This is a genomic window from Raoultella sp. (assembly GCF_039594335.1).
GTDB lineage: Bacteria > Pseudomonadota > Gammaproteobacteria > Enterobacterales > Enterobacteriaceae > Klebsiella.
The window spans coordinates 13753-34482 of sequence record NZ_JBCNNS010000041.1 but is presented as its reverse complement, the minus strand read 5'-3'; the positions used below and the strand labels follow the sequence as shown (position 1 = coordinate 34482).

Genomic DNA, 20730 nt, shown 5'->3' with positions numbered 1-20730 from the left:
CCCTGAGGAACGTCAGTTTTCACACCTTTGCCCGCGATAAACGCAGCGCCGCCGTTAGAAAACTGAACGATAACCGGAGAACGAACTTTTGCAGCAGCTTCCAGAACGGCGTTGATGGAGTCAGTACCCACACAGTTAACCGCTGGCAGAGCAAAGTTATTTTCTTTAGCTACCTGGAACACTTTCTGAACGTCATCACCAGTGATCACGCCAGGTTTTACGAAATCAAAAATTTTAGACATGTTACGTAGTCCTGTATCTTCGGCCGTTTATGCTCGCCATCATTCGTGCGGCAGTCCTCTGGCTGACCTCGCTGACCCCGGTTACGTAAGAACCTGGCACTCGCGCTGTCGCCACCTTCGGCAACACGAATTATTTAGAGCAACAAATTGAATTTTATTTGCAAAACAGGCGGGATTTCCCCGCCTGATCAACCTTACTTCTTAGCGCGCTCTTCAAGCATAGCTACTGCTGGCAGAACTTTACCTTCCACGAATTCGAGGAATGCGCCGCCGCCAGTGGAGATGTAGGAAATTTTGTCCGCAATGCCGAACAGGTCAATCGCTGCCAGGGTGTCACCGCCGCCGGCAATGGAGAAACCTTCGCTGTCAGCGATGGCATTCGCCACGATTTCAGTTCCTTTACGGAAGTTCGGGAATTCGAATACGCCAACCGGACCGTTCCACAGAATAGTTTTAGCGTTTTTCAGGATATCAGCCAGTTTCTGTGCAGAAACGTCGCCCAGGTCCAGGATCTGCTCGTCATCTTTGATGTCGTTAACAGATTTCAGCGTCGCAGTCGCTGTTTCGGAGAACTCAGTGGCCACGCGAACGTCAGTCGGCACCGGGATATCGCAGGTGGTCAGCAGGCGTTTTGCTTCGTCAACCAGATCAGCTTCGTACAGGGATTTACCCACGTTGTGGCCCTGAGCGGCGACGAAGGTGTTGGCGATGCCACCACCGACGATCAGCTGGTCAGCGATTTTCGACAGGGAATCCAGAACGGTCAGTTTGGTGGAAACTTTAGAACCACCCACGATGGCGACCATCGGGCGAGCCGGCTCTTTCAGCGCTTTACCCAGCGCGTCCAGTTCAGCGGCCAGCAGCGGACCTGCGCAGGCAACATCGGCGAATTTACCGATACCGTGGGTAGAGGCCTGCGCACGGTGTGCGGTACCAAAGGCGTCCATGACGAACACGTCGCACAGCGCCGCGTATTTTTTGGACAGCGCTTCGTCGTCTTTTTTCTCGCCTTTGTTGAAGCGAACGTTTTCCAGAACAACCAGTTCACCGGCTGCAACTTCAACGCCATCCAGGTAATCTTTAACCAGACGTACCGGGCTAGACAGTTTGTCTTTCAGGTAATTAACAACCGGCAGCAGAGAGAATTCTTCGTTGTACTCGCCTTCGGTCGGACGACCCAGGTGAGAAGTGACCATCACTTTAGCACCCTGTTTCAGCGCCAGCTCAATGGTCGGCAGAGAAGCACGGATACGCGCGTCGCTGGTTACTTTCCCGTCTTTAACTGGTACGTTCAGATCGGCACGGATAAAAACGCGTTTACCAGCCAGATCCAGATCGGTCATCTTAATTACAGACATGGTGAATCCTCTCAATGATTCTTAAAGTTTTGCAGACGCCATACGCTCCATCGCGAACAATGTTGCGCAGGGATGTCTCACCTGAAACCAATAACGGACATCGCTAACGTCGTGTCAAGCATCCGGTTAGCAAAGCCCCATTCATTATCACACCAGACCAATGTTTTGATCAGATGAGCACCACTGACCCGGGTTTGGGTACCATCAACGATGGCGCTGTGTGGGTCGTGGTTGAAATCTATCGAGACCAACGGCAATTCCGTATAGTCAACTATACCATGAAATGCACCTTGTGCTGCTTTTTGCAGCAACTGGTTGACTTCGTTACTCTTTACGGGTTTTTTCACCGTCACGCTAAGGTCAATCGCTGTCACATTAATCGTCGGTACGCGGACCGCAATCGCCTCGAAACGGTCGTTAAATTGCGGGAAAATTCGCGTGATCCCGGCAGCAAGTTTGGTATCAACCGGAATAATCGACTGGCTGGCCGCGCGCGTACGGCGCAGGTCCGGATGATAAGCGTCGATCACCTGTTGATCGTGCATGGCGGAGTGGATTGTCGTTACCGTTCCTGACTCAATGCCATAGGCATCATCTAACAGTTTTATGACCGGGATAATGCAGTTGGTCGTGCAGGAGGCGTTAGAAACAATACGGTGCTCCGGACGCAACTCATCATGGTTCACACCAAATACAACGGTCGCGTCGAGATCGCTGCTACCGGGATGGGAAAAGAGCACTTTCTTTGCCCCTGCCCGAATATGGGCTTCGCCATGCGCACGGCTGCCGTAAACACCGGTACAATCGAGTACAATATCAACTGCCAGCTCTTCCCAGGGCAGCGCCTCAATCGAAGGTTCGTGCAGCAGGCGTATAGCGTCATCGCCGACATAGAGCAGCTCTCTTTCCTGGCGAACATCCCAGGCAAAGCGCCCATGGCTGGTGTCATATTTCAACAAATGCGCGATACCCGCGGCATCCGCCAGCTCGTTGATTGCCACCACGGTAATTTCCGCACGACGCCCGGATTCATATAAAGCGCGAACCACGTTGCGTCCTATGCGACCGAAGCCATTAATCGCAATGCGTATGGTCATAGGTCTCCTGCAAGGTTGTCCCTGATTTGAGATGGCTGACAGAGTAATCCAGCAACGCCCGAAGGGAAACCTTACCCGTCGCAAACTGCGACTGATTGATTAATTGTCGAACATTTAAACGACTGAAACGCTTCAGCTAGAATAAGCGAAACAAGGAATAAAAGGAATGTCTGTCCAGCGGAAGAAGTACGTTATCTGACATACATCACATTTTGGTTGGAATAATACGCAATCTGCCGGCAGCGGTCGGGAATAACGACGACAAAAAAAGCCGGGCGTTATCCCGGCTTTTCTGCTGTTATCGCCCGGCTCACCGGGCAGGTAACAACTACAGCAGTGCTTTCGCTTTCGCGACCACGTTGTCGACGGTAAAGCCGAACTCTTCGAACAGCTGCTCTGCCGGCGCAGACTCACCGAAGGTAGTCATGCCAACGATAGCGCCGTTCAGGCCCACGTATTTGAACCAGTAGTCGGCGATGCCGGCTTCGATAGCTACGCGAGCAGAGACCGCTTTCGGCAGCACGGATTCACGGTACGCCGCATCCTGCTTGTCGAACGCGTCGGTAGACGGCATGGAGACCACGCGCGCCTTCACGCCTTCGGCAGTCAGTTTGTCCCACGCGGCAACCGCCAGTTCAACTTCAGAACCGGTGGCGATGAAGATAAGCTCTGGCTGACCGGCACAGTCTTTCAGCACGTAGCCGCCGCGAGCGATGTCTTTCAACTGCTGTTCGCTACGCTCCTGCTGCGCCAGGTTCTGACGAGAGAGGATCAGCGCGGTCGGGCCGTCGTGACGCTCAACGCCATATTTCCACGCCACCGCAGATTCGACCTGATCACACGGACGCCATGTGGACATGTTCGGAGTCACGCGCAGGGAAGCCACCTGCTCTACCGGCTGGTGAGTCGGGCCATCTTCGCCCAGCCCGATGGAGTCGTGGGTGTAGACCATCACCTGACGCTTTTTCATCAGCGCGGCCATACGCACCGCGTTACGGGCATATTCCACGAACATCAGGAAGGTGGAAGTGTACGGCAGGAAACCACCGTGCAGTGAAATACCGTTGGCAATCGCGGTCATCCCGAATTCACGCACGCCGTAATGGATATAGTTACCGGCGGTATCTTCGTTAATCGCTTTAGAACCAGACCACAGGGTCAGGTTAGACGGCGCCAGGTCAGCGGAACCGCCGAGGAATTCCGGCAGCAGCGGGCCAAACGCTTCAATGGCATTCTGCGACGCTTTACGGCTGGCGATTTTCGCCGGATTAGCCTGCAGCTTAGCGATAAATTCACTGGCTTTGGAGTCGAAGTCAGCCGGCATTTCGCCCTTCATACGACGGGTGAATTCAGCTGCTTCCTGCGGGAAAGCTTGTGCATAAGCCGCGAACTTCTCGTTCCAGGCCGCTTCTTTCGCCTGACCGGCTTCTTTGGCATCCCACTGCGCATAGATATCAGACGGGATTTCGAAGGCCGGGTGTTTCCAGCCCAGCGCTTCGCGGGTCAGCGCAATTTCTGCATCACCCAGCGGGGCGCCGTGAGAATCGTGAGTACCGGCTTTGTTCGGTGAACCGAAACCGATGATGGTTTTGCACATCAGCAGGGACGGTTTGTCGGTGACCGCACGCGCTTCTTCTACCGCACGTTTGATCGCGTCAGCGTCGTGACCATCAACACCGCGCACTACGTGCCAGCCATAGGCTTCGAAACGTTTAGCGGTGTCGTCGGTGAACCAGCCTTCCACATGACCGTCGATGGAGATACCGTTGTCATCATAGAACGCCACCAGTTTACCCAGTTTCAGGGTACCGGCCAGGGAGCAGACTTCGTGAGAGATCCCTTCCATCATGCAACCGTCGCCCATGAAAGCGTAGGTGAAGTGGTCAACGATATCGTGGCCCGGACGGTTGAACTGCGCAGCCAGCGTTTTTTCTGCGATAGCCATGCCCACAGCGTTAGCAATACCCTGGCCCAGCGGGCCGGTGGTGGTTTCAACGCCCGCGGTGTAGCCCACTTCCGGGTGGCCCGGCGTCTTAGAGTGCAGCTGACGGAAGTTTTTCAGCTCTTCGATCGGCAGATCATAACCGGTAAGGTGCAGCAGGCTGTAAATCAGCATCGAGCCATGGCCGTTGGACAGCACGAAACGGTCGCGGTCGGCCCAGGCCGGGTTCTGCGGGTTATGGTTCATGAAATCACGCCACAGGACTTCGGCAATGTCAGCCATACCCATCGGGGCACCCGGGTGGCCGGATTTGGCTTTCTGTACAGCATCCATGCTCAGCGCACGAATAGCGTTAGCAAGCTCTTTACGTGAGGACATTTTGACTCCAGTTCGGACTGTTGAAGGCCATACCCTTAACGACTTGACGAGAGCACGTTTTGGGCTACGCCAGAAAAAAGTGTCAACAATGTAACCCAAGCGAGAAAGCATGTACATGGAGCATCCTTTTGTGGTTTAAGAAATCTCCGGAACACGTTGTGCTGCCACGGAATCCTCTCGCCCGCGTCGCGCAATAGTCTTTATAATTTGTACAGGATGCGACAGCCTTATTGTTGCCTTTTTCAGTCAGATCATCGTACGAGTGTGGAAGATAAAAATGAAAATTCGCTCAACTATTCTTGCCCTTGGGATCGCAGCAACCCTCACCGGATGTCAGAACATGGACTCCAACGCCCTTCTCAGTTCGGGCGCCGAAGCTTTTCAGGCCTATTCCCTGAGCGACGCGCAGGTCAAAAGCTTAAGTGACCAGGCTTGCAAAGAGATGGACAGCAAAGCCACGATTTCACCGGCCAGCAGCGAATACAGCAAGCGCCTGAACAAAATCGCCGCCGCACTGGGCGACAATATCAACGGCCAGCCAGTGAATTACAAAGTGTATGAAACCAAGGACGTCAACGCCTTCGCGATGGCTAATGGCTGCATCCGCGTCTATAGCGGCCTGATGGACATCATGAACGATAACGAAGTTGAAGCCGTGATCGGCCATGAGATGGGCCACGTCGCCCTCGGCCATGTGAAGAAAGGTATGCAGGTCGCACTCGGCACCAACGCCATTCGCGCCGCTGCCGCCTCGGCGGGCGGCATCGTCGGCAGCCTGTCGCAATCTCAGCTTGGCGATTTGGGTGAAAAACTGGTGAACTCGCAATTCTCCCAGCGTCAGGAGTCCGAAGCGGACGACTACTCCTACGATCTGCTGCGTAAACGCGGGATTAACCCGGTGGGACTGGCCACCAGCTTCGAGAAGCTGGCTAAGCTGGAAGCCGGGCGTCAAAGCTCAATGTTTGACGATCACCCGGCCTCCGAAGAACGTGCCCAGCATATCCGCGATCGCATGAAGGCAGACGGCATTAAGTAATTTCCCCCTCCCCTCTTTGCTACGCCGAGAGGGGAAAAGAGTTTAGTACAGCGTCTTTTGCGGCGGCCCGGCAAAACGCAGCGCGCCAATGTGTTCCATCCTGACCTCGACTACCGACGGCCCCGGCGTTGCCAGCGCTTCGGTCATCACCGAGGTAAAATCTTCCGCTCGCTCAACGCTCCACGCCTGCAGACCGATGGCCTGCGCCAGGAGAGTGAAATCCGGCGTGTGCAGCTCGTTGTAATACTGGCGACCGCCGAAATACTTATCCTGAATACCGCGCATAACGCCATAGCCGCCATCGTTCATGATCAGCAGCGTCACGTTGGCCTTTTCCTGCGCCAGCGTCGCCAGCTCTCCGAGATTCAGGCTCAGACCGCCATCGCCAACCAGGCCGACTATCTTGCGCTGCGGGTTGGCAATCGCCGTACCGATGGCCATCGGCAGCCCCATACCAATGGCCCCCGCCAGCGAATGCACGTTCATCAACGGGCCATTGGCATGGAACAGACGACTGCCCCACAGACTGCCGGAAACGGTAATATCGCGAACCAGAATGCCGTCGTCAGGCAGCGCTTGCTCGATGGCGTCATTGAGCTGCGCATAGGCGCCGCACTGCTCACGTAACCCGTGCTCCGCCAGCGTGACCGCCTCTTTTACCTGGGCGTCCCACTGACCATTACCCCATTCACGCCCCTGCGCTTTTGCCGCCAGCGCCGCCAGTAAAGCCGAACAATCGGCGATCAGCGTGTTGTCCATCAGATAGTTACGGCTGGCCGCCGCTGGATCGATATCAATCTGTACGCGTGGCGAAGGCAATTCCAGGGTCCAGGAACGTGTTTCGTTACTGCGCAGACGCGAACCCGCGACAAGGGTGAAATCACATTGCGCCATCAGCGCCTCAACGGAAGGCGAATTATGGAAGGCACGCAGGCTGGCGCGATGGCTGTCTGGCAGCACGCCGCGCCCGTGAGTACTGGAGATCACGGTGATCCCTGCATCCGCCAGTTTTTTCACCGCCGCTTCGCTACCGATAGCCCCACCGCCGAGCCACAGCAGCGGTTGTTTCGCCTGCCTGAGCTGTGCCCACAGGGTATCCACCGTTGCCTGAGCGACGGGCGCCGCTGGCGCGATATTCAGCGGACTGGTCACCAGCGCCAGAGGAATGCTTGTCCCCTGAATATCAATCGGGATCTCCACCGATACCGGCCCGCACGGCGGCGTCCGCGCTTCCTGAATCGCTTTGTGCAAAATGGCGATCGCCTGGTTGGCGTTGCTGATGCGGTACGCCCGTTTCGAACAGGCTTTCAGGAAAGTCAGCTGATCGCGAGTTTCGTGAATAAACCCGGTATCTGCATCCAGCCAGGTTTTCTCAACCTGACCGGTCAAATGCAGCAGCGGCGTGCCGGCATTCATCGCCTCCACCAGCGCCCCGACCGCATTCCCCGCCCCGGCTCCCGTGCTGGTCAGCGCGACCCCAAGACCGGAAAAACGACCATGGGCGTCAGCCATGGTCACCGAACCGGCCTCGCCACGCGCCGGAATAAAGCGGATGTTGCCGCGCTGACCAATGGCATCGGCAACCGGCAGGTTATGAATAGAGATGACGCCGTAAATAGCCTCAACGTTGTACTGCTCCAGCGTTCTGGCGATGGCTTCGCCGACGGTTATCATTTCGCTCATTACTCACCCTTCTCTCAATCGCACCAGTGATTCACGCTATTACCCGTCGCCAGATAAATGCTCTTTTGTTGCATCCAGGCTTTCAGACCCTGAATACCTTTTTCGCGGCCCAGACCACTCTCTTTAAAGCCCCCGAACGGGGTAGAAATGGAGAAAACCTTGTAGGTGTTGATCCACACCGTCCCGGCTTCCAGACGTTCGCTTAAACGCAGGGCGCGTCCGCTGTCCCGCGTCCAGATCCCCGCCGCCAGGCCGTAGACCGAGTCGTTGGCTTCGCGGATCAGCTGGGCTTCATCGCGAAAGGGCATCGCCACCAGCACCGGGCCGAAGATCTCTTCCTGACAGACCTGCGCCTGATTCGTCAGCCCTTCGACGATCGTCGGCTGGAAGTAACTGCCCGCCGCCAGCGCTGGCTCGGCCGGGATCTCCCCTCCGCATAGCACCCGGCCGCCTTCGCGTTTCGCCAGTTCGACGTATGCGAGCACGCCGTCCCGATGTTGTTCATTAATCAGCGGCCCGATGTGGGTATCATCGCTGAACGGATGGCCAATACGCAGTCCGCGCGTCAGCTCCAGCAGCCGCGCCATCAACTGCGGATAAACTTTTTCATGCACAAACAGCCGCGAACCGGCGATGCACGCCTGGCCGCCGGAGCTGAAAATGCCGTAACAAATCCCCCGCGCCGCCTGTTCGATATCGGCATCTTCCAGCACGATGGTCGGCGATTTGCCGCCCAGCTCCAGAGAAGCGGGAATGAGTTTGTCCGCCGCCACGTGCGCCAAATGGCGCCCGGTGCGGGTTCCGCCGGTAAATGAAATTTTGCGCACCAGCGGATGACGTGCCAGGGCATCGCCAATCACCGATCCTTTCCCCGGCAGCACGCTGAGCAGCCCCGCGGGTAAACCGGCCTGCTCGAAGATCCGCGCCAACTCCAGCGCCATCAGCGGCGTCGCTTCTGCGGGTTTGAGGATCACCGCATTGCCGGCAGCGATCGCCGGCGCCACTTTTTGCATCTCGCTGGCAATCGGCGAGTTCCACGGGGTGATCGCCGCCACCACGCCCAGCGGCTCGTAGCGGCTCAGGGTTAACAGGTCTGTCTGGCGCGGAGTCGGCAGCTCCCCTTCCAGCAGCTCGCAGGCGGCGGCGAAATAACGGGCACTTCCCGCCGCGCTCATTACCAGCCCTCGCGCTTCCGCCAGCGGTTTGCCATTATCCCGACTTTGCATTCGCGCCAGTTCATCCAGACGGGATTCAATCAGATCCGCCACCTTATGCAGGATCTTTGCCCGCCGGTGCGGCAGCATGTTGCGCCACGTCGGTTCCCGCCAGGCACGCTCGGCACAGGTCATCGCTTCCTGTAGATCGTCGAGACTGGCCGCGCGCAACGTTGCGTTCACTGAACCATCAGCCGGAAAGTAGCTGTGCATCAGATTGCCGCCGCCGTGGCGCCAGTGGCCGCCGATAAAGATCGTTAATTCGTCCATTGCAGCCTCTCAGCGTTGCGCCAGTTCACGGCAGGCACGAACCGCACTCAATGCCGCCAGGGTGGATGTTTTGGGGTTGTTAGCCAGCGGCAGACCGCTCAGCTCCAGGCGAAACTCACCGAACGCACCTTCAACATGTAACGTGTGGGTGTTGCGCCTTGTCGCCGGGTCAACTATCAGTTGCACTCGCGTGTCGTCCATGCCGATACCGCCCAGCGCCACGGTTGCCGCCACGTTGGCATTCGCCGGAAACAGGCGTGCCGCTTCGCGGGCGCTGCCCTCAAAAAAGATTTTCGCTTCGCAGACCGCATTGAGGTCGATCAACATTTCCGCGTAGCTCCCGCACCAGCTGGCCGGGCTTTTGCGCGACTGATAAGTCACGCGCTCAAGGCCGCCCTCTTTTGCCGCCGCCAGCCCATCAATGCCAGCCACCGCGCCGGAGAGCAGCGTCAACTTGCCACCCGCCTGATATAAACGCTGTTCGAGCGCGCTATCGGCCAGCGCGCCGGTAGAGATCAGCGCCAGATGCCAGTCGCGTGCGAGAATCGCTTCGCCATATTGCGCAACCGCCTGTTGGCTGGCGCACTCCAGCACCAGATCCGGGCTTTCCGTACAGGATTGCGGATCGTCAAGCACCGTCAGCGCATCGCCAAAGCGGGTACGAATCGCCGCATGATGAGCTTTACGGGCAACAATCCAGCCTAAAGTGACCTCCGGGGGCAGCCGTTCAATCACCGCCTGAGCCATGGCGCCATAGCCGATAAGCATGATTTTTTTCATGATGGCCCCTTACAGGTGACGGCAAAAACCGCCGGAGACATCCAGCGCGGCGCCGGTGGTAAACGACGCCAGCGGCGAGGCCAAAAACAGCAGCGCCTGCGCAGGTTCCTGTGGCTTACCGAGACGCGCCATCGGAATCCCGCGTTTACGGGCGATATCCGCCGTCCACTCGGGCCAGCTCTGCTGCTTATCAGCACGGTTTGCAAAGCGCCGCTGCCACTGTCCTGACTCCACCATCCCCAGCAAAATCGAGTTGACGCGAATGCCTTTGCTCACCAGATCTTTTGACAGCGTCAGCGTCATGTTGAGCAGCGCCGCGCGGGCGGCGGAGGTGGCAATCATGTGCTCTTCCGGTTGCAGTGCCAGCAGTGAATTCACGCAGGTAATCGAGGCGATATCCGACCGCTCCAGCTGCGGCTGGAAGGCCTTGACCGGGTTGATCACGCCAAACAACTTCAGTTCCGCCTCATGCAACCACGCCTCGCGCGGAGTGTCGGCAAAATGCGCCACGTAGCCCTGTCCGGCGTTGTTGATCAACATATCCGCGCCGCCAAAACGCTCCACCACCGCATCGGCAAAGGCCTGTACCTCGTCTTCTTTCATGACGTCGCAGCGGTAAGAAAGAACCTCCGCTCCGGGATACTCATTCTGCAGCACCGCATGAGCGCTGGCGAGCCGGTCGGGATGACGGCCGCAGAAGGCGACTTTCGCCCCTTCGCCGAGCAGCAAACGCAGCGTTTCAAAGCCGATCCCTGACGACCCTCCGGTGACGACCGCTACACGGCCTTCAATTTGTGCATTCATCGCGCACCTCTTCCCCTATCCGTAAAAGCTGTTGATTAAAAAAGGTTTCATTATCGAGATAGCTGACGTGGCCCGCGTGCGGAATCGCGATATAGCGCATGCCGTAGCGCAGCGCCAGGCCGCGCACCAGCTCCGGCTGAGTGATCGCGTCCTGTTCACCGCACCACACCTCAAACCGGCCGTGATAATCGCCAAGCCAGCGGTGAATATCGTCGTGCGCCAGCATCCACGCCGCGGCGAGATAGCCCTCACGACCCAGCTTGCGCATTCCGGCGGCAACGGTGGCGATATCGGCCTGCGCCGCACACGAATGCAGCAGCTTCGCCGCCCGGGTTTGCGCCAGCCGTTCTGCCCCTGACGCGATCTGCTGCTGGCGACTCAGCCAGACTTTTTCCCGCTGTTCCGCTTCCGCCTGGCCGTACCCCTGCGCGGCATCGGCTAACACCAGGTACCGCAGGCGGCGGGGATACTTCGCCGCAAAGGCGCTGGCCACCAGCGCACCAAGCGAGTGCCCCACCACGACCGCCTGCTCAACGCCGGCGTGGTCCAGCATGCGCGCCAGCGCATCGGCATAATCGCCCGCATTCGCCTGCTCGACCGGCAGCATCGGGCTTTCGCCATAGCCGGGCATATCCCAGGCCAGCACGCGATAGCCGGACAGCGCCATCTGTTTATGCCAGCAGGCCGCACCAGAGCTGATACCGTGTAACAGCACCAGCGGCGTGCCGTGCCCTTGCTCACGAAAACCCGTCATACCGCCTCCTTACTTACGTTAATTACGTTTTACTTTTGACAGGGGATGATCTTCTGGATAGGTCGGGATATTCGGCTTGCTGGTGCCCAGCATCACGCACATCAGCGCCTCTTCCTCGCCGTGGTTAAACAGCCCGCGGTAGATGCCCGCCGGGACGGAGATCAGGTCACGTTCGCGCAGCACGGTTTCGGTATAGCTGTCGCCGTCCTGAATCATCAGGGTTATCTGCCCTTTGAGCATGAAGAACACCTCCTCCACGTCATCATGCAGATGCAGCGGCCCTTCGCATTTCGACGGCAGCACCATGGTGGAGAAGGTGAAGTTTTCCGCCGCGACGGTATTGGTATCGCTTGCCACACCGGTCGCGCCGGTGCCGATATAGCGCATCTGGGCACGACGGTATTTCGGGTCGAAATCGGCCTGGAATTTCAGCGCGTTCCAGTCATATTTCCGTCCCTCAAAGCGCGCGATACGCGACTCTACCCACTCTTCCATCGTCAGATGTTCAGGTTTGATACCCTGTTTTGCAGCTACGGTTGAATCAGTCATCGTTTTATCCTCAGTAACGTCTCAGCAGCGGCAGTAACAGGACGCAGCCCACCGCCGCCATCACCGCCAGAAAAATCAGCCCGGAATCCATGCTGTGGGTGAAGGCGATCAACACCCCCATCACCGCTGGCGACAGAGCGCCCGCAAAATTCCCCAGCCCGTTGAAAATACCGCCTGCCGTGGCGCTGACCCGGGGATGGGTCGCCTTAGCCAGCAGGGCGAAAATATTGGGGGCGCCGGTGCCCCACATAAAGGTACTGAAACTCATCGCCGCAATGACCGCGAGCGGGCTGGAGAAGTGCATCACCGCCGCCAGGCCAACCGCTGCCCCGGCCAGCGAGATAAAGCAGGCGGCGGCTCGTTTATCAAGACGATCGGAAAGCCAGGCGCCAATCACTTCGCCCAGCAGCATGGCGATAAACGGCATCGACGACAGCCAGCCGGCATGCTCCAGATGGATACCTTTGCCTTTGATCAGATAGCCTGGCAGCCAACCGTTGATGCCCCACAGATAGGCCAGGAAGGCGATGTTAAACACGCAAATCATCCAGAAATGCGGGCTGACGAACAGCTCCCGCCGCGCAGCGCGACGCGCCTCCTGGGATACCGTTTCACCGGACGCGTTGTTCTCCAGCTGCACCCCGCGCAGGCCAATACGCACAAAAATCAGCACCGGCACCGTCAGCATCGCCATCACAAAGAAGGTGCTCTGCCAGCCAAAGGTATTGAGCAGCCAAATCGACAGCGGAAAACCAATCGCCGCGCCGACCGGTGTCCCGAGCAGCCACAGCATGGTGGCCCGTGCCTGAAGCCGTTGCGGAAAGGTGTGGCGGACAATGGCGAATGCCAGCGGAAACAGCGGCCCTTCGGCGATACCAAGCAGAATGCGCAAGGTAACCATCAGGGTGTAGTTATGGGTGAAGCCCATCATCGCCATTAAAATGCACCACACCATCATCATCCCGGTGAGCAGGCGTAGCGGCGCGATGCGGTCGCCCAGCCCGCTAAGCAGTACCGAGGAAAACCCGTAACTCAGCAGGAAGGCACTCATCAGAATGCCCAATCGCGTGGTGTCAAAATCCATCCCCATCGCCTGCTGGAAATGGCTGTCGGAAAACAGTGCGGCAATGCTGATTTTGTCGAAGAACGCCAGCAGTACGCAGGACAACAGCGACAGTGGGATCACCCAGCGGACCGCTTTTTCAGGCGTATGGACGCCCTCACCGCCTGCCTCAAGCGGCGCGGTGTTTGTCTCTAATGTGGTCATCTCTCCCCCTTAAGGGTGCGCGGGTCTTATCGCAATGACATCAGCGAAAAGGCCAGGTCATCGAGCGGCACGGCGGAAAGATCTCTCCCCGCGGCCATCCAGCGTTTCGCCAGCTTGACGGTGCGGGCGTCGTTAAACGCCACCAACTGAGTCAGGCGGCCGTCGGCGTCGATCGAGAAAAACAGCGCGCCTTGTGGATCCCGGCGCGTCACCGTCCGGCAGCCTGGCTGCGGAATGCCGAGGATCTGAATATTGTCGACATATTGATCCGACCACAGCCACGGCACGTCGGCGTAACCGGCCACCTGCGGGCTCAGCATCGCTTTCGCCGTCGCCACCGCCTGATTCTGGGCAAAAGCCCAGGACTGAATGCACAGGCCATACTGGTGATGCTGCGCCACGTCTCCGGCCGCGAAGATCGCCGGGTCGCTGGTCTGCCCCTGGGCATTGACGACGATCCCACGATCGACCGCCAGTCCCGCGTCCCGCGCCAGTTCGAGGTTAAGATCGACGCCGATCCCTACCACCACCGCATCGAAGGTTTCACGCTGACCATCGCAGTGAATAACCGGCAGACCGCCATCATCCTCCAGCGCCAGCGCGCCGCAGCCGTTACGAATATCGACGCCCCGATCGCGATGGATCCGTTCAAGCTCCTGCGACACGTCCGCGCTGACCGAGCGCATGCACAGCAGCGGTTGCTGTTCAAATAAGGTGACCGCGATGCCGCTTTTTCGCGCCGAGGCGGCAATCTCCAGACCAATCCAGCCGCCGCCGACAATCGCCAGCCGCGCGGTGGTCACCAGTCGTTGCTTCAGGCGCTGTGCATCCTGCCAGTGGCGAAGTGTGTAAACCTGCGGCTGTTTCGCCCAGGCTTCTCCCGGCAGGCGGGCGCGACCGCCGGTGGCGATCAGCAGTTGGTCATAGCCGAGCTGTTCGCCGTTGCTCAGATCAACGCGTTTGTTCTGGCGATCGATGGCCTCGGCGCGCAGCGGGCGGAACCAGCGAAGATTTAACGCCCGCAGCACCTCTTCGCTGAACAGCCGAGGCAGCGGCGCATCGGCCTCCAGCAGCGTCGCTTTTGACAGCGGTGGACGCTCGTAAAAATCCCACTCTTCTTCCGCCACCACGCAAATCTCACCGTCGTAGCCTTCATCACGCAGGGTTTTCGCCGCCCAACCGCCCGCCTGGCCGCCGCCGATAATGACTATCCGTGCCGTCATACCGCCTCCGGCTTTTTCTGCTGGCGGCGGGTATCGTGGTCGATCCCACCTTCCACCGCCCACTCGGTAAAGGAGACCAGCGAGTGTTCCAGTTCGCGCGGGCGCCAGTTCTCCGTCACGAAATCATCGTTGGTGTAGTACTCAAATGCCCCGCCGGTCGGGCTGTTGACGTACCAGAAATAGGCGGAAGAGACCGGGTGACGGCCGGGGCCAATAAAGGTGCTCCACGCGTTTTTATTCATTGCGATGCCGCCACCAATCACTTCATGGATATCGCGGACGGTAAAGGCCACATGATTCAGGCCACGCTTGCGGTTGGGGAGCTGCAATAAAAAGAGGTTATGGTGGCCGCCGCGTACACCGCAGCGCAGGAATACCGCACGGTTGATGTAGCGATCGGAAACCTGGAAACCGAGTACGTCACGATAGAAGGCCTCGACTGCCGCCAGTTCTTCGACGAAGAACACCACATGACCAACGTTGATCGGCTGCGCGCCTTCATACACCGGGCTTGGCGTATCAATCCGGCGCACATCGCCCCACTGATTAATCGGTTCGACGTTCAGCGTCACCGCGACTTGTTGAGTGACCTGCACGCGCAGTGTCATGCCGTTCGGATCCTGGCACTCCAGGGCACCGTCAATCTCACGAAAGGCGGGCTGGCGCGACAATCTGGGCCGCAGAGCGTCCAGTGCCGCCCGATCCGCCACGCCCCAGGTCATGCGGCGTAAGGTGTTACCCGCTTCAAAGGCCGGCGGCAGATCCGGGCTATGGACCGGCTTCAGTTCCACCCGCGCGCCGCTTAAAGTGGTAAAACGCTGGCCGCTGGCGTCGCCCGCCAGGCCAAAATCACGCATAAACCTGGCGCAATGAGTCAGGTCGTCGACGCCAAATTCCAGCTTTTCAATTCCGGTTACACTCATGGTTGGTAGCCTCTTTACCGTTCTGTCGCCCTGATTTGGGCGTAAAACATGCCCGACGCACTCAAGCGCCTGATGTTAACTTATTGATTTAACTGGCTTGCGACAGGTACCCTAAAAAGCCAGAAATTTTTTCCGCCGCCAGGCTGACATCGTTCTGCAGCCGTTGCCGATCGCTTTGCGGGATCTCATCCGACGGCACCAGAATACTGACCACCGCCGCCACCCGACCGCTGCGATCGTAGACCGGGTAGACGATGGAGGAGATGCCGTGGCGGTAGAAAGATTCGCCAATCACATAGCCACGCGCTTTATCCTGCTGCACCATCTGCCATAGCGCTTCACGATCGTGAAGTTGCCCCGGCGTGTTGCCCGGCAAGCGATCATCGGGAAACAGCTGTTCAAACTCGTCACGCGAGACATCGGTCAGCAACATGCGGCCCAGCGAGGTACAGTGAACCGGCAAACGGGTACCAATGCTGACCTGATTGATCCGTGACCCGGCGGCGCTGACGCGGGCGATGTAAATAATGTCCCGCCCGTCGCGAATCGCCAGATGGCTACTGCACTGACTGGTATCGCGCAACTGCTCTATCACCGGCTGGCCAACCTGCGCCACATCCAGTGACGCAATATATTCAAAGCCCAGACGCAGGACATTCATCCCCAGCGAGAAGGTGTTAGTACGCGCGTTGCGCTCCAGAAACCCCATATACTCCAGCGTTTGCACCACGCGATAGGCGGTCGCTTTCGGCATATCCACCAGCCGATGCAGCTCGGCAAAGGTCAGATCGCGATGTTGCTCGCCAAATGCCAGCAGCAGTTGCAGTCCCCGCTCCAGCCCCGGCACCAGGTATTTCACTTCCTGAACGTTTGCCATATCGCCCCGCCTCTTTAGTTAAAAACAAATCCGCCGTTGACCGGGATCAACTGCCCGGTGATAAACCGCGACAGGTCGCTTAACAGCCACACCACGCTGCCGGTCACATCTTCCGGCTGCTGTGCGCCGCTCAGCGCACGCCCGTTTTCGTACAACTGATGGCGCTCGGCAGGCACATATTCCGTTGCTTCCACCCGAGTTAATCCCGGCGCAATCGCGTTAATACGTATGCGCTTTTCGCCCAGCTCGCGGGCCATAGAGCGCGTCATGGCGATCACCGCTCCTTTGCTGGCAACGTAGGCCATCAGCCGGGGCGCGCCCCACAGCGCGGTGTCGGAGGCAACATTGACGATCCCGGTCCCTTCGCGCAGCAGCGGTACCGCTGCCCGGGTCACCAGCCAGGTACCTTTGACGTTGACCGACATCACCCGATCCCACAGATCCGGATCATAGTCGATCATGTTTTTACCGCCGACGCCGGTGGCCATCGCCGCGTTATTGACCAGGCCGTCGATCTTTCCTCGCTCGCCGATCGCAAGGAACGCTCCCTCGATGGATGAGGCATCGGCCAGATCGATAGCCTGCGATTCGACACGATAACCCTGCTCGCGCAGACGATGAACGCTCTCCGCCAGTTCGCCCTGCAGGATGTCGCACATCACGACATCCGCGCCCTGCTCCGCGCAGGCTTTGGAAAAATGAAAGCCCAGACCGCGCGCCGCACCGGTAATCACAATACGTTTGTCGGTTAACAGCCCGTTCATCAGGCCGCTCCCTGCTGCTCTTCACGCGCAGCCAACTGCTCTTTTGCCGCTTTTTGCATCATCCGGCGCAGGCGGGAAAGGCCGACGTCATGCTGATACAGATATTCGTGATCGCGAGCGTTCGGCGCCAGGCTTTCGAGCACCACGCGATCCTGCTCCAGCACTTCCCAGTGCAGTTTTTCCAGACGGTTGCGATACATAAAGCGCCACAGATCGCGCTGCCAGCCCTGCACGCCGCGAATACGCCAGAAGAAGACCCGGCAGTTGTCGTTATCTTCCGGCACCACCATGCCGACGATCCAGAAATGGCCGCCCGGCCCAAAACGCTTTTTGTACGGGATCGACAGGCGCATCCAGTAAGCGCCGCTGTGGCCTAACTCCACCCAGTCGAAATTGACGCCGCTCTGACCTTTTTTCTCAAAGATAAAGCCGGTTTTCGTTGGTTGCAGCACCATGTCGGCTTTGCGATCGCCTTCTGCCATTGAGTGCGAAGAGGAGTGCAGATAGGTGCCGTGCATCGGATCCATCACGTTTTCCAGCGCGTACTGATAGTTGCATTTCCACGCTGCGGTGCAGAGGAAGTTGCTGTATTTGTCGCTATCGGCCAGCTCTTCCGGGAAGGTGAGCGGCTCGGGCTGCTGGTCGGCCGTGGCCGCAAACCACAGAAATATCGCCCCATGCGCTTCCTGGACATGGTAGCTACGCACGCATTGCTGGCCCACCAGCGGACATTTGTCCACCGCCGGAACATCTTTGACTTCACCATTCCCGGCCACTTCCACACCGTGATACCAGCAGGCAATACGATCGCCGAGATTCCAGCCCATCGACAGACGAGCACCGCGGTGCGGGCAGCGGTCTTCCAGCGCCTGCAGCTCTCCGTTCTTGTTACGCCACACCACAATTTGTTCGCCAAGACGGGTGATGCCCACCGGCGCGGACTGCACTTCCCAGCTCGCCAGCACCGGATACCACAGGCCACGTAAACCTTTATCGAGATAGTTTTGTACCGTTATCGTCATTACCGTGCCCTCAGTATCCGTTTACCTGCAAAAACACCTGAAAGCTCTCTTCGCTCCAGGCATCGCCTTGCCGATCGTGCATCTTCAGGGCATTCAGCCCGTCCACCAGTTGCGTCAGGTTCTCCGCCCCCTGCTCGAAAAGCGTCTCGAGGGTCGCGATGAGTTCAAGCTCCCAGCTTTCCGGAACGCGACTGCGGGTTTGCCAGATAAGGTTGTGATAATCGCCAGGCTTATGGATGTTGCCGTTCCCGCCTTCCGCGGGCGGCGTAAACTGACGGCTTTCCGGCAGCGCCGGGTTAAAATCCAGTGATTCGCTCATGCCACGTTCTCCTCGATAAAGGTAATCTGGATCTGATTGCCGTATACCCGAACCGGATAACGATTAAGGTTGCGCCCGCCGGGGCCATGCAGACATTGGCCGGTTTTAACGTCGAATACCGCTTCATGCAGCGGGCATTCAACTTTGCCGTCTTCCACAAATCCCTGGCTTAGCAGCGCATAGGCATGCGGACACACGTCTTCCAGCGCGTAGTACTCGCCATCAATCAGATAAATACCGATTTCTTTACCATCGATGTTGCCGCTATAAGGGAAATCTTCCTGTACCTTCTCTGCGTCACATACGCCTATCCAGCTCATCACGATCCTCCAGGCTTTTGTTTCATATATGAAACTCTGTTTCTTATTTAATACGGTCAATATAAAAGCGTTCAATCTTTCGTCAAGCGGCAATGTGACGAATTTGTTAATCTAAGGCTATTTAATTAGCTAAGTGTGCAATTGATCACGAAAAAAGTTGCAAGATGAAATTGTGATATTTAAAGAGTGATATGAAATTAAATTAATCTGTCGCCAAAAACGTCGTCAATAGCTATGACGTTCTTTCTAAATGATCATTAAAAATGATAAAAGCGGTGAATAATCAAGTTTCACCTGTGAAACGAAAATTTAAATTACCTATTAAAAACAATTAGTTTCACTGGATAAACATTTTACACCTGTGATTATCACGGTAATTTAAAAATAACAAAAACGATCCATCAACGAGCAAGGATAAAGAACAGTAATGGCCGCAAAATGGCAGAGAATCATCGCATTGTTGTTACTTATAATTATTTCTTACGTCGGCCGGGTAAATATTTCGGTGATGATTCTTAACCCCGATTTCGCCACCCCATTTCATTTAAATGAAAACAGAATGTTACAGGAAATGCTGATGACCTGTTTTCTGCTGGGTTATGGATTTTCGGCATTATGATTAACACCAGTAATAGAAAGTAAGCTGCATTACCGACAGGGATTGTTAAGCAGTGTAGCAATATGGGCGCGGGTCTGCGCCATCTCGCCGCAACTGGCCGGAGGGATGCTGCTGCGCATGCGTCGCAGCAGCAGTGAGTGCATAAGGTTTTATTCGCCTTTTTTCGCCGCCTGGATGTAGAGCATTTCCAGTGCCAGGGTCGCCGCTGCCAGTGCGGTGATCTCGGACTGATCGTAAGACGGTGCCACTTCAACCACGTCCATACCGACGATGTTCAGATCCTTCAGACCGCGTACCAGCTTGATCGCGCGATCGGAGGTCAGCCCACCGATTACCGGCGTACCGGTCCCCGGTGCAAATGCCGGATCCAGCGCATCGATATCAAAGGTCAGGTACACCGGCATGTCGCCGACGATCTGTTTCACCTGAGCGATGATGTCATCGACGGGACGATCGTTTACCTGGCAGGCATCCAGCACGGTAAAACCGTTATCTTTGTCGAACTCAGTACGAATACCGATCTGCACTGAGTGGTTCGGGTCGATCAGGCCTTCTTTCGGCGCAGTGAAGAACATGGTGCCGTGGTCGAATTCACAGCCGTTGGCATAGGTGTCGGTATGGGCATCAAAGTGCACCAGCGCCATTTTGCCGAAGTGCTTCGCATGAGCGCGCAGCAGCGGCAGAGTCACAAAGTGGTCGCCGCCGAAGGAGAGCATACGCTTCCCGGCCGCCAGCAGTCTTTCCGCATGCGCCTGCAGTCTTTCGCTCATTTCGCGCGCATCGCCGAAGGCGTAAACCAGGTCGCCGCAGTCAACCACGTTCAGACGCTCGCGCATGTCAAAGTTCCACGGGAAACGGTTATGCTCCCACGCAAGGTTGGTGGAGACCTGACGAATGGCTGCCGGGCCGTGACGGCCGCCCGCGCGCCCGGAAGTCGCCATATCAAAAGGCACGCCGGTAATAACCCAATCCGCATCGCTGTCGTACGGCTGGAAATTCAACGGCAGACGCAGAAAACCAAACGCGTTGGATACCAGGGAATTATCGTATTGATGACCTAATGTGCTCATAGGTATGACCTCTTTTTACCGTCGATGTATGTTTATACCGATATAAAAAAACCCTTCCGCGTCGTTAGGCCCGACGAGGAAGGGTTTGAATAGGGTTGCTGCTTATATAGACGAATTATCACCGCTAATGCCTACGGGTTCAAGCGTGTATAGCAAATACCAACCCGTAGCGCGTTGCGTCCGGATGACGGTTGCGCCTTATCTGGCCGGCTTGCGTTG

The 20730-nt window shown here is 57.4% G+C and carries 20 protein-coding genes and 1 pseudogene; 2 read left to right on the top strand and 19 right to left on the bottom strand.

The features are described from left to right. From ACZAHD_RS09765 to tkt, 4 genes are all read right to left on the bottom strand, one after another. Positions 1-242 (bottom strand): class II fructose-bisphosphate aldolase (locus tag ACZAHD_RS09765; protein ID WP_462456587.1); only part of this gene is annotated, 242 nt, incomplete at its 3' end. Positions 243-436: 194 nt separating this feature from the next. Then, a complete protein-coding gene (pgk, locus tag ACZAHD_RS09760; RefSeq protein ID WP_154681989.1) occupies positions 437-1600 on the bottom strand; it encodes a phosphoglycerate kinase in 1164 nt (387 codons plus the stop codon). A 77-nt stretch (positions 1601-1677) separates the two neighbouring features. After that, a complete protein-coding gene (gene epd, locus ACZAHD_RS09755; protein ID WP_462456586.1) occupies positions 1678-2697 on the bottom strand; it encodes an erythrose-4-phosphate dehydrogenase in 1020 nt (339 codons plus the stop codon). Positions 2698-3025: 328 nt separating this feature from the next. Further along, complete coding sequence (gene tkt / locus ACZAHD_RS09750; protein WP_462456585.1) at positions 3026-5017, bottom strand: transketolase; 1992 nt, start codon at positions 5015-5017, stop codon at positions 3026-3028. 277 nt (positions 5018-5294) lie between these two features. Here tkt and loiP point away from each other — a divergent pair, with 277 nt between their 5' ends. Beyond that, positions 5295-6053 (top strand): metalloprotease LoiP, encoded by a 759-nt coding sequence (gene loiP, locus ACZAHD_RS09745; protein WP_462456584.1) that lies wholly within the window; start codon positions 5295-5297, stop codon positions 6051-6053. Between the two features lie 42 nt (positions 6054-6095). On the opposite strand, the gene ACZAHD_RS09740 is transcribed toward loiP, so the two are convergent. From ACZAHD_RS09740 to ACZAHD_RS09675, 14 genes are all read right to left on the bottom strand, one after another. Beyond that, entirely contained in the window at positions 6096-7736 is a 1641-nt protein-coding gene (locus ACZAHD_RS09740) for a thiamine pyrophosphate-binding protein (RefSeq protein WP_462456583.1), read from the bottom strand. 14 nt (positions 7737-7750) lie between these two features. Then, a complete protein-coding gene (locus ACZAHD_RS09735) occupies positions 7751-9220 on the bottom strand; it encodes an aldehyde dehydrogenase (protein WP_462456582.1) in 1470 nt (489 codons plus the stop codon). Between the two features lie 9 nt (positions 9221-9229). Then, entirely contained in the window at positions 9230-10000 is a 771-nt protein-coding gene (locus ACZAHD_RS09730) for an aspartate dehydrogenase (RefSeq protein WP_462456581.1), read from the bottom strand. A 9-nt stretch (positions 10001-10009) separates the two neighbouring features. Beyond that, positions 10010-10804 (bottom strand): SDR family oxidoreductase, encoded by a 795-nt coding sequence (locus ACZAHD_RS09725; protein WP_462456580.1) that lies wholly within the window; start codon positions 10802-10804, stop codon positions 10010-10012. After that, a complete protein-coding gene (locus ACZAHD_RS09720; protein ID WP_462456579.1) occupies positions 10788-11558 on the bottom strand; it encodes an alpha/beta fold hydrolase in 771 nt (256 codons plus the stop codon). The genes ACZAHD_RS09725 and ACZAHD_RS09720 overlap by 17 nt, the downstream gene beginning before the upstream one ends. An 18-nt stretch (positions 11559-11576) precedes the next feature. Continuing rightward, positions 11577-12107: a cupin domain-containing protein gene (locus tag ACZAHD_RS09715; RefSeq protein WP_462456578.1), complete on the bottom strand. Its 531-nt coding sequence runs from the start codon at positions 12105-12107 to the stop codon at positions 11577-11579. Positions 12108-12117: 10 nt separating this feature from the next. Continuing rightward, complete coding sequence (locus tag ACZAHD_RS09710) at positions 12118-13374, bottom strand: MFS transporter (RefSeq protein ID WP_462456577.1); 1257 nt, start codon at positions 13372-13374, stop codon at positions 12118-12120. 26 nt (positions 13375-13400) lie between these two features. Further along, a complete protein-coding gene (locus ACZAHD_RS09705; protein ID WP_462456576.1) occupies positions 13401-14597 on the bottom strand; it encodes an NAD(P)/FAD-dependent oxidoreductase in 1197 nt (398 codons plus the stop codon). Next, positions 14594-15520, bottom strand: a complete 927-nt coding sequence (locus tag ACZAHD_RS09700) for a VOC family protein (protein ID WP_462456575.1) — start codon at positions 15518-15520, stop codon at positions 14594-14596. Before ACZAHD_RS09700 ends, ACZAHD_RS09705 begins: the two co-directional genes overlap by 4 nt. A gap of 88 nt (positions 15521-15608) precedes the next feature. Further along, positions 15609-16397: an IclR family transcriptional regulator gene (locus tag ACZAHD_RS09695; protein WP_462456574.1), complete on the bottom strand. Its 789-nt coding sequence runs from the start codon at positions 16395-16397 to the stop codon at positions 15609-15611. A 14-nt stretch (positions 16398-16411) separates the two neighbouring features. Beyond that, positions 16412-17161 carry an SDR family oxidoreductase gene (locus tag ACZAHD_RS09690; RefSeq protein WP_462456573.1) on the bottom strand — a complete coding sequence of 250 codons (750 nt, stop codon included), beginning with the start codon at positions 17159-17161 and terminating at the stop codon, positions 16412-16414. Next, complete coding sequence (locus ACZAHD_RS09685) at positions 17161-18183, bottom strand: Rieske 2Fe-2S domain-containing protein (RefSeq protein WP_462456572.1); 1023 nt, start codon at positions 18181-18183, stop codon at positions 17161-17163. Before ACZAHD_RS09685 ends, ACZAHD_RS09690 begins: the two co-directional genes overlap by 1 nt. Before the next feature lie 10 nt (positions 18184-18193). Then, positions 18194-18502, bottom strand: a complete 309-nt coding sequence (locus tag ACZAHD_RS09680) for a recombinase-like helix-turn-helix domain-containing protein (RefSeq protein WP_462456571.1) — start codon at positions 18500-18502, stop codon at positions 18194-18196. Beyond that, a complete protein-coding gene (locus ACZAHD_RS09675) occupies positions 18499-18822 on the bottom strand; it encodes a Rieske (2Fe-2S) protein (RefSeq protein ID WP_462456588.1) in 324 nt (107 codons plus the stop codon). Before ACZAHD_RS09675 ends, ACZAHD_RS09680 begins: the two co-directional genes overlap by 4 nt. A 427-nt stretch (positions 18823-19249) precedes the next feature. Here ACZAHD_RS09675 and ACZAHD_RS09670 point away from each other — a divergent pair. Continuing rightward, positions 19250-19555, top strand: a pseudogene (locus ACZAHD_RS09670) (MFS transporter); the annotation flags it as partial. A 35-nt stretch (positions 19556-19590) separates the two neighbouring features. On the opposite strand, the gene speB reads toward ACZAHD_RS09670, so the two are convergent. After that, positions 19591-20511: an agmatinase gene (speB, locus tag ACZAHD_RS09665; RefSeq protein ID WP_462456570.1), complete on the bottom strand. Its 921-nt coding sequence runs from the start codon at positions 20509-20511 to the stop codon at positions 19591-19593. Positions 20512-20730: the final 219 nt, after the last annotated feature.